The 12,691-nt window shown below is 68.0% G+C and carries 11 protein-coding genes; 4 read left to right on the forward strand and 7 right to left on the reverse strand.

All coding sequences use genetic code 11. From position 1 onward, the window contains the following. Positions 1 to 18 precede the first annotated feature (18 nt). Together OG405_RS06145 and OG405_RS06150 are read right to left on the reverse strand one after the other, a co-directional pair. Entirely contained in the window at positions 19 to 615 is a 597-nt protein-coding gene (locus OG405_RS06145) for a hypothetical protein (protein ID WP_327150652.1), read from the reverse strand. Between the two features lie 322 nt (positions 616 to 937). After that, on the reverse strand, positions 938 to 1,831 hold the full coding sequence (locus OG405_RS06150) for a peptidylprolyl isomerase (RefSeq protein WP_327150653.1): 894 nt from the start codon (positions 1,829 to 1,831) through the stop codon (positions 938 to 940). A gap of 185 nt (positions 1,832 to 2,016) precedes the next feature. Here OG405_RS06150 and hisS point away from each other — a divergent pair, with 185 nt between their 5' ends. Together hisS and OG405_RS06160 are read left to right on the forward strand one after the other, a co-directional pair. Continuing rightward, positions 2,017 to 3,276 carry a histidine--tRNA ligase gene (gene hisS / locus OG405_RS06155; RefSeq protein WP_327150654.1) on the forward strand — a complete coding sequence of 420 codons (1,260 nt, stop codon included), beginning with the start codon at positions 2,017 to 2,019 and terminating at the stop codon, positions 3,274 to 3,276. A 187-nt stretch (positions 3,277 to 3,463) separates the two neighbouring features. Beyond that, positions 3,464 to 4,108, forward strand: a complete 645-nt coding sequence (locus OG405_RS06160) for a hypothetical protein (RefSeq protein WP_327150655.1) — start codon at positions 3,464 to 3,466, stop codon at positions 4,106 to 4,108. Positions 4,109 to 4,166: 58 nt separating this feature from the next. Here OG405_RS06160 and OG405_RS06165 read toward each other — a convergent pair whose 3' ends face one another. From OG405_RS06165 to OG405_RS06180, 4 genes are all read right to left on the reverse strand, one after another. Then, positions 4,167 to 5,255, reverse strand: a complete 1,089-nt coding sequence (locus OG405_RS06165; protein ID WP_327150656.1) for a 2-oxoacid:ferredoxin oxidoreductase subunit beta — start codon at positions 5,253 to 5,255, stop codon at positions 4,167 to 4,169. Beyond that, entirely contained in the window at positions 5,252 to 7,213 is a 1,962-nt protein-coding gene (locus OG405_RS06170; RefSeq protein WP_327150657.1) for a 2-oxoacid:acceptor oxidoreductase subunit alpha, read from the reverse strand. The genes OG405_RS06165 and OG405_RS06170 overlap by 4 nt, the downstream gene beginning before the upstream one ends. 228 nt (positions 7,214 to 7,441) lie before the next feature. Continuing rightward, entirely contained in the window at positions 7,442 to 8,458 is a 1,017-nt protein-coding gene (locus OG405_RS06175) for an Rv2578c family radical SAM protein (RefSeq protein ID WP_327150658.1), read from the reverse strand. Positions 8,459 to 8,489: 31 nt separating this feature from the next. Beyond that, a complete protein-coding gene (locus tag OG405_RS06180) occupies positions 8,490 to 9,491 on the reverse strand; it encodes an NAD-dependent epimerase/dehydratase family protein (protein WP_327150659.1) in 1,002 nt (333 codons plus the stop codon). A gap of 203 nt (positions 9,492 to 9,694) precedes the next feature. Between OG405_RS06180 and OG405_RS06185 the strand changes: the two genes are divergently transcribed. Together OG405_RS06185 and OG405_RS06190 are read left to right on the forward strand one after the other, a co-directional pair. Continuing rightward, positions 9,695 to 10,012 (forward strand): type VII secretion target, encoded by a 318-nt coding sequence (locus OG405_RS06185; RefSeq protein ID WP_327150660.1) that lies wholly within the window; start codon positions 9,695 to 9,697, stop codon positions 10,010 to 10,012. Beyond that, the gene (locus tag OG405_RS06190) at positions 10,009 to 11,610 is read left to right on the forward strand and encodes a hypothetical protein (protein ID WP_327150661.1); all 1,602 of its coding nucleotides are present in this window, start codon (positions 10,009 to 10,011) and stop codon (positions 11,608 to 11,610) included. The genes OG405_RS06185 and OG405_RS06190 overlap by 4 nt, the downstream gene beginning before the upstream one ends. A gap of 18 nt (positions 11,611 to 11,628) precedes the next feature. Here OG405_RS06190 and ypfJ read toward each other — a convergent pair whose 3' ends face one another. Beyond that, entirely contained in the window at positions 11,629 to 12,555 is a 927-nt protein-coding gene (gene ypfJ, locus OG405_RS06195; RefSeq protein ID WP_327150662.1) for a KPN_02809 family neutral zinc metallopeptidase, read from the reverse strand. Between the last annotated feature and the right edge of the window lie 136 nt (positions 12,556 to 12,691).

Genomic DNA, 12,691 nt, shown 5'->3' on the forward strand with positions numbered 1-12,691 from the left:
CCCGGCGGGAACCGGGATCTAGCGACTGCGTTCCAGGCCCCGGTCCCGTTGCTCTTGCTCTCGGGCGCGCCGCACGGCCGGTGCCGGCTCGGGCCGGGTACGTACCGCCTCGCTCGGCGGGGTCGCCTGACCCACCTCGACCAGCATCCGGGCCGCAGCCAGTTCCGGCGCGACGCCGACCTTGGCCAGATGCGCGGCCAGCGCCGCACGCCGCTCCGTCGAGTCATAGCGCACCGCGTCGGCCGCGCTGCTCGTCTGATCGGATTTCTCGGCGAAGGAACTCATCGAGAAGCGGTCCTTCTCGAGCTGGACGCCTCGGTAACCGGGCGTCTCCCGGTGGGGTACCGAAGTACCCGGTGGCCCGACCTCCGCGACCGACCGCGAAATGGTCTGGGCCAAGGCGAGGTTGCGCGGATCCTTGGACTTGGCGTCACGCGCCTCGCGGATCTGCAGCTCCCGGGCCTCTTTCACCCGGGCCTCGGTCGTCTTGACCCGCATCTCGGCCTCGCGCTGACCGCGTTCCCGGGCCTTGAGTGCGACCAATGTCGCGATCTGCAACATCGTCTTCATCATGGCCGCGGTTTCCCGGCCGATGTCGTCCAGTTCCTCGGACATGGCTGCTCCCCGATACTGCGGTGTGCACTATTGGATGTTGTGGTGCCCCGGCGTAGCGGACCGAACCGGCGGATCGGAATCCGCCGCACGACCCGCGAACCGCCCGGCGAAGGTTTGCCCGGCGCGACGCGAACACCGGGAGAACCCGCGAACGGCGCCTCGGCCCGGACCTGCGGCCGATGAGCACGAGTTGGTCACGCGCACTCCCTTTTTCGAGATTACCCGAGAAACGGCGGCACAGTCTGTACAACGTTGCGCCGACCAGCATATATCGCCGGAAACCGAGGTGAGCGGAACTCGCCGGACGGCCGAGGCGCCGAGCTCAGTCGATCCGGACCGAGTTCAGCGTGACCGGCTGCGTGGGTTTGCCGTCGCCGGGACCATTGGACTCGTCCTGGCCTTGACCGGCGATCTTGTCCAGAGTCGCCAGCCCGCCCTCGTCCACGGTGCCGAAGATCGTGTAGTTCGGCGGCAGCATCGAATCGCCGTACACGATGAAGAACTGGCTGCCGTTGGTGCCCGGCCCGGCATTGGCCATGGCCAGCACACCGCGGCCGTAGCCGATCGGCTGCTGTAGCGCGGGATCGCTGGGCGCGTACTGATCGGTGGGGTACTCGTTGTCGAATTCGTAGCCCGGACCACCGCTGCCGGTGCCGGTCGGATCACCGCACTGGAGCACCTTGAGTCCCTCGCCCTGGGTGAGCCGGTGGCAGTCGGTGCCGTCGAAGTACCCCTGGCCCGCCAAGCTGGCGAAGCTGTTGACCGTGCAGGGCGACTCCGCGTTGTTCAAAGTCAGCCCCATCGGCCCCTGGTTACTGTCCACGCTGATGCTGAGCGAGGAGTTGCCGTCACCGGTCTGGATATCCTCGGCGCGCGGCTTCTGCACCGGCTTGGCCGCGGGCTCGGCGCTGTCGCGGTAGGTGCAGTTCACACTGGCCGGCTTGGCGGCGGCCGCCGGCGGCGGGGCCGCGCCCGGCGTGCTGGACAGCGAGGCGTCCGGCGTCTGTGACGCGCTGCTCTGGGCCGCTGTATCGGTGCTGTCGTCGCCGCGGGTCAGAAAGTACACCCCGGTCACCGCGGCGATCACCACGACAACTCCGAGCGCCGATCCGGCGATGGTGAGTTGCTTACGCTTGCGCGCGCGTTCGGCCCGGTTGGCGAGCTGTCGTTCCAGCTTGCGTTTCGCCGCCGTTCGGCGTTGTTCGTTGCTGGGCACTACCACGTTCCTCCCGTGCGGCGGCCGGCCCGGCAGGCCCGGCCGGTCGCGGCTGGTCTGTTGCTTCCGGCACAGAGTCTGCCATCTCCGGCGCGCTAAACCCGGATATCGCCCGGACCGGCTGCCCGGGGGCGGAGCGTAACCGGTTGGACTCGACCGGGCCGGGTGGGGGAAACTGGTTCACCGTGACCAAGACCAGCAGCTTCTCCGCCCCGAAGGGGGTGCCGGATTACGTTCCGCCCGGTTCGGCCGAGTTCGTCGCGGTACGCGACGGCCTGCTCCGCGCCGCCCGACTCGCCGGGTACGGGCATATCGAGCTGCCGGTCTTCGAGGACACCGAACTGTTCGCACGGGGAGTCGGCGAATCCACCGACGTGGTGAGCAAGGAGATGTTCACCTTCTCCGATCGCAGCGAACGCAGCGTCACCCTCCGTCCGGAAGGCACCGCGGGGGTGATGCGCGCGGTGATCGAGCACGGCCTGGACCGCGGCCAGCTTCCGGTGAAGCTGAGCTACGCCGGGCCATTCTTCCGCTACGAGCGGCCGCAGAAGGGCCGTTACCGGCAGTTGCAGCAGGTCGGGGTGGAAGCTGTCGGCGTAGACGATCCCGCGCTGGACGCCGAGGTCATCGCGGTCGCCGATGCGGGTTTCCGGAGTCTGGGCCTGACCGGGTTCCGGCTCGAGATCACTTCGCTCGGTGACGACACCTGCCGCCCGCAGTACCGCGAACGCTTGCAGGAATTCTTGTACAGCCTCGACCTGGACACCGAGACCCGGCGGCGGGCCGAGATCAACCCGCTGCGGGTGCTCGACGACAAGCGACCCGAGGTGCGGGAGATGACCGCGACGGCGCCGCTGATGATCGATCACCTGTCCGAGTCCGCGAAGACCCACTTCGAACAGGTCCTCGCGCACCTCGATGCGCTCGGTGTGCCGTATGTGCTGAATCCGCGAATGGTGCGCGGCCTGGACTACTACACCAAGACGACCTTCGAGTTCGTACACGACGGATTGGGCGCGCAGTCCGGGATCGGCGGCGGCGGCCGGTACGACGGTCTCATGGCCGAACTCGGCGGCCAGGCCCTGTCCGGAATCGGGTTCGGCCTGGGTGTCGACCGTACGGTTCTGGCACTGGCGGCCGAGGGGGTCACCGCGGGCGACCCGGCCCGCTGCGAGGTGTTCGGCGTCCCGCTCGGTGCGGCCGCCAAACAGCGCATGGTGGTGCTGGCCGGTGAGTTGCGCGCGGCGGGGGTCCGGGTCGACCTGGTCTACGGCGATCGCGGGGTGAAGGGCGGTATGAAGGCCGCCGATCGGTCGGGCGCGCGGTACACCCTGATCCTGGGCGACCGCGATCTGGCCGACGGGACCGCCGGGCTGAAGGATATGCAGACCGGCGACCAGCGGCAGGTCCCACTCGACGAGATCGTCGCCACGCTGACCGCGTAGCAGGCGCGCACCGCCTCGGCGGGCCGTGCGGGAGCGGCGGAGCCCGGTACCGGTATCGAGCCGCGGGATCGGCCCAGGGCGTCGTCCGGCGATTTCGCGGGCCGGCGGTCGGCGCGAAATGCGCACTGTCCGACGGGGCGTAGTACTGTCCGGTGCGACCCAGTCCCCCGATCGAAGAGCGGCTGCCGTGACCGATGCACCTCCGCCCGATGACGAGCAACGAATCGGGCTGGACCTGGTGGCACCCGAGTTGTACGCGCCGGTGCTGCGACGGCTGGCGCTGGTCGCCCTCGCTCTCGCGTTCGGAATCGGTGTGATCACCGGTCTGCTGTTCGACGTGCTCATCGGGTCGGTGGCGGGGCTGGTGGTAGCGGTACCCGCCGTGGGATACGCCGTAGCGGTCCGCCGACGCCGGCTGTGGCTGCGCGGAACCACGATCACTGCCCGCACCTTGCTGGGCGCCCGCCTGCTCGATATCGCGGCCCTCACCGGTGTCGAACTGCTCGTGTACCCCGGACGGCTGAGTCGCCTGGTGCTGCGGCTCACCGCCGGCCCCGACCGGCAGATCATCCCGCTCGCCATGTACACCGACGCCGGGAGCGGCCGGGAACTTCATCTGCTCGGATTGCGACGACTCGCCGACGCGCTGGTGCGCAGCGAGCTCCCCGCGGCACCGGCGGTCGCGGATCTGCTCGTCCATCAACTGCGCGCCGAAGCGCGTGACGCGGCACTTACGGAACGGCCGCTGTACCGCGCGGTGACGCTTACCCGAGCGAAGGACTACGTCTCTCCGATCGTCCTCACCGACCAGGAGATCGCGACCCTGCTCTGACCGGTATCCGGACGCGGTGTGTGGGGCCACCGTGCTGCCCGGGCGCGGATTCGTGACTTCAGCCCACGGTCCAGATCTCCGGGCCGGTGAGCAGATTCTGCAGTGAATCGGTGGTGACCGGGAACCGTTCCCGGGCCGCGGCGGCCTGGGCGCGGACACCGTCGTCGTAGGTGGGCCGGTCCACCGCTCGGAAGACGCCGGTGACCACGTGATCGAGGCCTTGATCGGACAGGCGGGACAGGGCGTAAGCGTATTCGGGGTCGTCGGTGTGTGCGTCGTGGACGATGATCTCGCTGTCGGGCACATTCGCCGCGGGCACCACCGCCAGCCCGAATCCTCTGCGTACTACGGCGAATTCGCTTTCGGCACCGAACCGCAGCGGTGCGCCGTGGCGCAGGCGGATGAGCCGCGATTCGCTGTCGCCGCGGCGCAGCACGTCGAAGGATCCGTCGTTGAAGATCGGGCAGTCTTGCAGGATCTCCACGAACGAGGTGCCCCGGTGTTCGGCAGCCGCACGCAGCACGTCGTTCAGGCCCGTGCGATCGGAGTCCAGTGCCCGCGCGGCGAAGGTGGCTTCGGCGCCGAGGGCCACCGACAGAGTGTTGAACGGGTGGTCCACCGAACCCATCGGGGTCGATTTGGTCACCTTGCCCGGTTCGGAGGTGGGGGAGTACTGCCCCTTGGTCAGGCCGTAGATCCGATTGTTGAACAGCAGGATCGTCATATTGACGTTGCGGCGCAGCGCGTGGATCAGATGGTTGCCGCCGATGGAGAGGGCGTCGCCGTCGCCGGTGACCACCCAGACCGACAGATCCGGCCGGGTCACCGCCATCCCGGTGGCGATCGCCGGGGCGCGGCCGTGGATGGAGTGGATGCCGTAGGCGTCGAGGTAGTACGGGAAGCGGCTCGAGCAGCCGATTCCGGAGACGAACATCAGATTCTCCCGGCGCAGGCCGAGATCGGCCAGGAAACCACGCACGGTGGCGAGAATGACGTAGTCACCGCAACCGGGGCACCAGCGTACCTCCTGGTCGGAGGTGTAGTCCTTGGCTTTCTGCGGGCCGTCGGCGGTGGGCACCCCGGACAGTCCGGAGACCGGGGTGAGTCCCAGTTCGGTTCCGATCAGCGAGGTTTCGATGATGGTCATGCTGTGCCCCCGTTCGTCCGATACGTGGCCCGGTCCCGCGCGGCGCGGACCTTGTCGTGCTCGAGGCCGGCCAGAGTGCCCTCCAGCGCCGCGTCGATGACACCCACGAGCTCCTGGGCGGAAAATGCCGTACCCGCCACCTTGGTCCACGGTTGGACATCGACCAGGTACTTCGCGCGCAACAACAGGGCCAGCTGACCGCCGTTCATCTCCGGTGCGACCACCGTGGAATACCGCTTCAGGACCTCGCCCAGATCGGGCGGTAGCGGATTCAGATGTCGCAGCGGCAGCTGCGCCACTCGTCCGCCGCGGCGCCGTACTCGCCGGCAGGCCTCGCCGATCGGACCGTAGGAACTACCCCAGCCGACCAGCAGCACCTCGGCCGCGCCGTCGGGATCATAGACCTCGGCGGGTGGTACCGGGATCCCGTCTATCTTGGCCTGCCGCAACCGCACCATCAGATCGTGGTTGGCCGGGTCGTAGGAGATATCGCCACTGCCGTCGGCCTTCTCCAGGCCACCGATCCGATGGGCCCGCCCCGCTGTACCGGGTACCGCGAGCGGGCGCGCCAGGGTTTCCGGATCCCGGGCATAGGGCCGGAAATCGTCCTCGCCGCCGGTATCGAATCCCGGGTCGATCGGGTCGAGTTCGCGCACCGCCGGGATGGCCCACGGCTCGGATCCGTTCGCGATCGAACCGTCGGAGAGCAGCAGTACCGGTGTCCGGTAGGTGAGGGCGATCCGCGCGGCTTCCACCGCGACAGCGAAGCAGTCGGCGGGGGAGCGCGGCGCCAGAACGGCCACCGGGGATTCGCCGTTGCGTCCGAAGAGGGCCTGTAACAGATCGGCCTGCTCGGTTTTGGTTGGCAGGCCGGTCGACGGGCCACCCCGTTGTACGTCGATGATGATCAGCGGCAGTTCGGTCATCACGGCCAAGCCGATGGTCTCGCTCTTCAACGCCAGACCGGGGCCCGATGTGCTGGTGACCCCCAGTGCGCCGCCCAGGGACGCTCCCAGCGCCGCACCGATCCCGGCGATTTCGTCCTCGGCCTGGAAGGTGGTTACACCGAAATTCTTGTGCTTGCTGAGTTCGTGCAGGATATCGGAGGCCGGGGTGATCGGATAGGTACCCAGGAACAGCGGCAGTCCCGCGAGGGAACTGGCTGTGATCAGGCCGTACGCCAGTGCGGTGTTACCGGTGATCTGCCGGTAGGTGCCGGCGGGCAGTACGGCCGGGGCGACGCTGTAGGTGGTGGCGAAGGCCTCGGTGGTCTCGCCGTAGTTCCAACCGGCTCGAAAGGCGAGGATATTGGCCTCGGCGATATCCGGTTTCGCGGCGAACTTCTCCCGCAGGAATTTCTCGGTCCCGCCGATGGGCCGCCCGTACATCCAGGACAGCAGCCCCAGCGCGAACATGTTCTTGGCGCGCTGTCCGTCCTTCTTGCCGACTCCGGTGGATTCGGTGGCGGTCAGCGTGAGCGAAGTCATCGGCACCTGATGGACCACGAATTCGCCGAGGCTGTCGTCGGCCAGCGGGTCGCCCGTGTAGCCGACCTTGGTGAGATTGCGTTTGGTGAATTCGTCGGTGTTGACGATCACGGTGCCGCCGCGTGGCAGTTCGCCCAGATTGGCCTTCAGCGCCGCCGGGTTCATCGCAACCAGTACATCCGGCTGGTCGCCGGCGGTGAGGATATCGTGGTCGGCGATCTGGATCTGGAACGACGACACACCCGGCAGCGTCCCCTGCGGTGCCCGGATCTCGGCCGGGAAATTCGGCTGGGTGGCGAGATCGTTGCCGAAGGCCGCTGCCTCGTGGGTGAACCGGTCGCCGGTGAGTTGCATACCGTCGCCCGAATCGCCGGCGAAACGGATGACGACACGATCCAATACCGCTGTGCCGGAATCGTTTCCGATGGACGCGGTCTCGGGGCGGCCGATGTTGTCGTGGTGCGAAACCATATGCGTGCTTCACTTCCTCGTCGAAATGAGCTGCCGGTCGCCAACCTACCCCGGTGCGGGGTCGTCGCGCCGGAAAAGCGCGGGCCGGGTCGGCGGCGGGAGCGGAACGAGGTGCTCGTACGTCTTTTCTGGGTGCGTACCTACCAGGGTAGGCGCGCCGCGCACGGCAGCCGTATGACCTGGGGACTCCGCATCAGGTTGCCTACGGGTGGTACAGGAAGAAGCGGGTCAGGCGAACAGCTCGAGCTGCGGGGCCGCCCGCGGTTCGGCGGCGGGTGGTATCAGGGGCTCGTCTTCTCGTACGGCGAGCAGGCCGTGCTGTTCCAGAAGTGGATCGATACGTTCGCGCAACCAGTCGGCGTACTCGGGGGCGACCACGGCACCGCGTCGGTACAGCCCTCGGTACCGACGCAGCAGCGCCGGATGATGTTCGGCCAGCCAGCCCAGGAACCAACCCCGGGTGCTCCCGCGTAGATGCAGCGGCAGGGCCACCGCCGATACCGCGCCCGCACCGGCCAGTTCACCGAAGAGTTCGTCGAGCTGGGATCGGCTGTCGGTGAGGTACGGGAGCACCGGGGCCACCATGATGTTCACCGCGAATCCGGCATCGCTGCAGGCGCGTACCAGATCCAGCCGGGCTCGCGGTGACGGTGTACCCGGCTCCAGGCCACGGTGCAGTTCGGGTTCCAGTAGAGCCAGTGATATCCCGATGTGCACCGGTACCGCACGCGCGGCCAGAGTGAGCAGTGGCAGGTCGCGGTGCAGCAGGGAGCCCTTGGTGAGGATGGAGAACGGCGTGCCGGAATCGGTGAGCGCGCGGATGATTCCGGGCATCAGCCGGTACCGGCCCTCCGCACGCTGGTACGGATCGGTGTTGGTGCCGAGTGCTACCTTCTCCCGATGCCAGGACCGGCGGGTGAGTTCACGCCGCAGGACCGCGGCGATATTGGTCTTCACCACGATCTGGGTGTCGAAATCGGTTCCGGCGTCGAATTCCAGATATTCGTGCGATCCGCGCGCGAAACAGTAACGGCAGGCGTGCGAACATCCGCGCATCGGATTGACCGTCCACCGGAAGGGCAGCTTCGATTCGTCGGGGATCTTGTTCAGCGCACTTTTGCAGAGCACCTCGTGAAAGGTGATCCCGTCGAACTCGGGAGTCTGTACGGTGCGGGCGAACCCGGCCTTGTCGAGGCCGGGCAGCGCGCCGTCGTCGGCGTCCAGGGTTTGGTTCTGCCACCGCACCGGACCAGTCGAACACGCGTTCTAAACGCTGTCAAGCAGTCGGGGTGAAATCAGGGAGGGGGGCGTGCGGATCGGCGAAGAACCCGACCAGATCCCGCACGGTGTCGTCGATGGGACGCGGCTGATAACCGAGTTCACGGGTGGCCTTGCCGTGGTCGACCAGTGGCGCCGAGATCAGCGCGCCGAGGGCGGCCTTCGAAACGATATCGGTGCCGAGCCTCCTGCCGATCGGCTCCAGCACGGGAATGAGCCCCGAGACCAGCTTCGGGGAGATGGAGAATCGCGGCCCTCTCTTCCCGCCGTGGCGCGCGGCCATCCGGCAGAGCTCGAGCATGGAGATCATCTCACCGCCGATCAGATAGTTCTCCCCGGTCCGGCCGTGTTCGCCGGCCAAGAGCAGCCCCCGCGCGACATCGCGCACATCCACGAGGTCGAAGCCGCCGTCGATCATGGCCGGTATACGGCCGCGGGCGGCATCGCGCAGCGAGCGGTTGATCCGCGAGAGGGGCGCCCCGTGATCGGCCGGACCGAAAACGCCGGTGGGATTGCAGATCACTGCGTCCAGGCCCGCTTCGACCACTGCGCGCAACTCGATCTCGCCGTTCCATTTGGAACGGTCGTAGACCGGCAGGCTCGCCTCGGTGGACCGGGGGGTCGTCTCGTCGATACTTCCCCCGCAGCTGTACTGGTCGAAGGCATGGATCGAGCTGGCGTGTACGAACCGGCGGGCCCCCACGGCGTGCGCGGCCTCGGCGACCACCCGGACACCCTCGGTGTTCACCCGCCATGCCAGGTCGTGCTTATCGGCGAGGGTGATCACCGCGACCAGGTGATACACGATCTCGGCGCCGTCGAGGGCTGCCCGCATGGATTCGGGATCCAGGACGTCGGCGCTCACCCAGGTGATGTTCGCCGCGCCGGGCTGCCGTGGCGCCACGCGGTCGATGGCGACGATATCGTCGCCGCGCGCGGCGAGCAGCGGGAGCAGATTCGTACCCAGGTAGCCGGCTGCGCCGGTCACTGCGACCTTCATGGAGACGAGAATATAGAACTTGTTCTAATTTGCAACATGTTCTATTTTCGCCCCCCTTGCGGTGTCTCGTGTGCGGGTGGTCGAGTGGGCTATATTCGGGCGGCAACCATTTGGTGCCGCAAGGGGTGTGCGTCGTTGCGGCTTACGAGACGTTCCATGCGGTGGCCACGATGAAGTTTCACGAAGAATGAGGGGGGAGCTCGATGAGTGATGTCTCGGTAGCAACCGACGCCCTGCGCGCGTTCGGAATCACGAATTCCGGAATCGGGACCGAGATCGCGGCGGTCGGCAATATCGACGCCGTGACCAACGTCGCCGCACTGACGCCGGTTTTCGGTTTGATCGGCGCCGACTATCTGGCCATGTTCGCTGCCGCCCAAGTACTGCAGGCGCGCGATATCAACGATCTGTCGGCCAAGTATCAGAAGCTGTCGGAGGCCGCCTTCACCTCCGCGTTCAACTACGACCTGACCGATGACGGTACGGCTGGTGCGCTCGGTACGACCGGGAGCGGGCTGTGAGGCCGCTCGACAACACCGCGTCGGCGGGTGTGATCGCGCCCGAACTCCAGCACGCGGTGTCGACAGCCCCGGCGAGTGTTCCGGAAACGGTGGCGCCCTCGGTACAACCGGATCCGAACGCCGCCATCCAGGACATTCCGCTGGCTCAGCTTCCCGACGGTGAGCAGCCGGTGGAGGCGCCGGAATTCGTCCTGTCCCAGCGGATCTCCGACGATGCTCCCGGGGCGCCTGCGGCGGGTCTGCCGGGGTTGTCCGGGCTCGGCGGGGGCGCGGCCGATGCGCAGGACATCCTGTCCGGTGTGGCCGAGGAAGCTTCCGGTCAGGCGAACCAGCTGCTCGGCGCCGTCAACCAGGCCGCGGCGCCGGTGGTGGATACGGCACAGGGCGTACTCGGCCAGGTTCTGAACACCGCCGCTGCGAGCACCGGCGCTCCCGCCGCGGCGGCCGCCGGTGGTGCTCCGGCGGCAGCCGCCCCGGCGCTACCGTCCGACCCGGTAGCGGCGCTGCTCGGCGGCGCCGCGCTGCCCGCCCTGCCCGGTATAGACGTGCTGTTCCAGCCGATCCGCGATCTGCTGAGCAGTTTCGGCACCGGAGTCATCGGCGCGCTGGATCCGACCGCGATCTTGAGTCGGTCCTCGGCGGTCATCGAGACCGCCATGAGCGTGGGCAAGAGCAGCCTGACCACCATGGGACAGGTCTGGGAGAGCGACACCGCGCAGACCGCGCAGACCGCCGGGCAGGAGGCCAACAACTCCGGATTGCAGACCAGCGAGCGCGGTATCGATATCGCGGCCCTCACCCAGGCCGCCGCATCGGTCGTCCAACAGGGCAACGCGCAGCTCAGTACCATCGCCACCTCGTTCATCGGTCAGGCCGTCGCACTCGCCCCGGTGGTGATGACCCCGCCCGCGCAGACCGCGCTCATCGCCACCGCCACCGAACATCTGGGCCAGGCCGTGATCGTGGCCAACGCCACCCGTGGTGATCTCGCCGGCAAAACCACCGAACTGGGCGGGATGGTGCAGAGCCTGGTGGGCGTCGACGGCCAGCAAGCCGCCGAGGCCGCCCAGAACGTGGCCCAGAGTGTCGGTGAGCCGATCATGCAGCAGGCGCAGAGTATGGCCTCCGATACCTCGGGTCTGGAATCGATCCTGGGCGCCACGGCGGACGACCCGGCGTCCACCACCCTCGCCGGCCTGCACTCCGGTAGCCCGAGTACCACCTCCGGTAGCCCCGGCCTCACCACGGGCAGTCCGGGACTGTCGAGCGGTTCGCCGGGAACGCCCGGCTCCCCGTCGGTGCCCGGCGTGCCCGGCGCCGCCGCCCAGCCGCCGCTGGCGAATGTCCTCCGCCCGGGCGCGCTGGCCACCGGGATGCCGGCCGCCACCACACCCGCGTCGAGTTCCTTCATGGGTGGTCCACCCGGCGGTGCGGCCGGGCAGCAGCGCAACAACGACGAGGAACACTCTCGAACAGTCGACCCGTACCGCAGCGCCACCGGTAACGACGATCTCACCGGGCCACTCGGCGAATCCGCTCCCGAGGTTATCGGCGCGGTGGACGCCGACGAGGACGCCGGGTACGACAACCAGTTCTGAGGCGGCGGAACCGGCGGGTCAGCGCAGGCCCGCCGGGTCGTTCAGGTCGGCCTGCGAATAGGTGTCGCAAGCCGACACCTCACCGGTTCGATACCCGGTGAGGAACCATTTCTGCCGCTGCTCGGAGGCGCCGTGCGTCCAGACCTCCTGGTTCACCCGGCCGTGCGCGGCCCCCTGGATCCGGTCGTCACCGACCGCGGCTGCCGCGGACAATGCGTCCTGGATATCGGGATCGGTCAGTGGCAGCAGAAACGGCGTATTCGAACCGGGCGCGGGGGTTTTGTCCGCATAGTGGGCCCAGATACCCGCGTAGCAGTCGGCTTGGAGTTCGGTACGCACCGCGCCGGATTCCGGGCCCCGAGGATCCTGCTGGGCCCGGCCGATATCGCCGAGCAGATTCTGGATGTGGTGACCGACCTCATGAGCCACGACATACTCCTGGGACAGCGGCCCGCCGCCGGCCCCGAAGCGGTCCACCAACTCCTGGAAGAAACCGATATCGAAATAGGCGGTCCGGTCGGTGGGACAGTAGAAGGGCCCCACCTCGCTGCTCGCATAGCCGCAGCCGGTGGAGACCCCGCCGGTGAACAGGCGGATGCCCGGGGCCTCGTAGACGGCGCCGGTCTGCCCGGGAAGTTCCTGCGACCAGACCGCGTCCAGGCTCTGCGCGGTGAGCACCACCCGGCAGTCCGCATACCTGTTGGCATCCGCGCCGGTGCGGCAGTGTTCGGGAGTGCCCGCCGTTTCCCCCATCCGCTGGTCCAGGTCCTCGACGCCCGTGAACTGGCCGAGTACCGAACCGGGGTCACCACCGAGCAGCAAGGCGAGCACCAGCACGATCAACCCTCCGGCGCCACCGCCCAGAGCGAGTTTTCCGCCCCTGCCGGGTCCGCCGCCCGAGGAAGCACGGCCCGGGTCGATCTGCGATCCCTCGTCGAAGGTCATGGCTGATCCCGTCTGTGAACGCGTCCGCCGCGGCATGCTCGGGTGCTCGCAATATATCCGTTTACGTCCGCTCGGCGTGGCCCACTACGATGGCAACCGCATCCGGAGGCCGTCCCGGTGTACTCCGCCCGTCGAA

The organism is Nocardia sp. NBC_01329 (genome assembly GCF_035956715.1).
GTDB lineage: Bacteria > Actinomycetota > Actinomycetes > Mycobacteriales > Mycobacteriaceae > Nocardia.

Coding starts and splice junctions, on each gene's coding strand:
- ypfJ (WP_327150662.1), bottom strand. CDS start 12,555: ATGACCTTCGACGAGGGATCGCAGATCGACCCGGGCCGTGCTTCCTCG.
- OG405_RS06170 (WP_327150657.1), bottom strand. CDS start 7,213: ATGGTTTCGCACCACGACAACATCGGCCGCCCCGAGACCGCGTCCATC.
- OG405_RS06180 (WP_327150659.1), bottom strand. CDS start 9,491: ATGAAGGTCGCAGTGACCGGCGCAGCCGGCTACCTGGGTACGAATCTG.
- OG405_RS06185 (WP_327150660.1), top strand. CDS start 9,695: ATGAGTGATGTCTCGGTAGCAACCGACGCCCTGCGCGCGTTCGGAATC.
- OG405_RS06145 (WP_327150652.1), bottom strand. CDS start 615: ATGTCCGAGGAACTGGACGACATCGGCCGGGAAACCGCGGCCATGATG.
- OG405_RS06165 (WP_327150656.1), bottom strand. CDS start 5,255: ATGACCATCATCGAAACCTCGCTGATCGGAACCGAACTGGGACTCACC.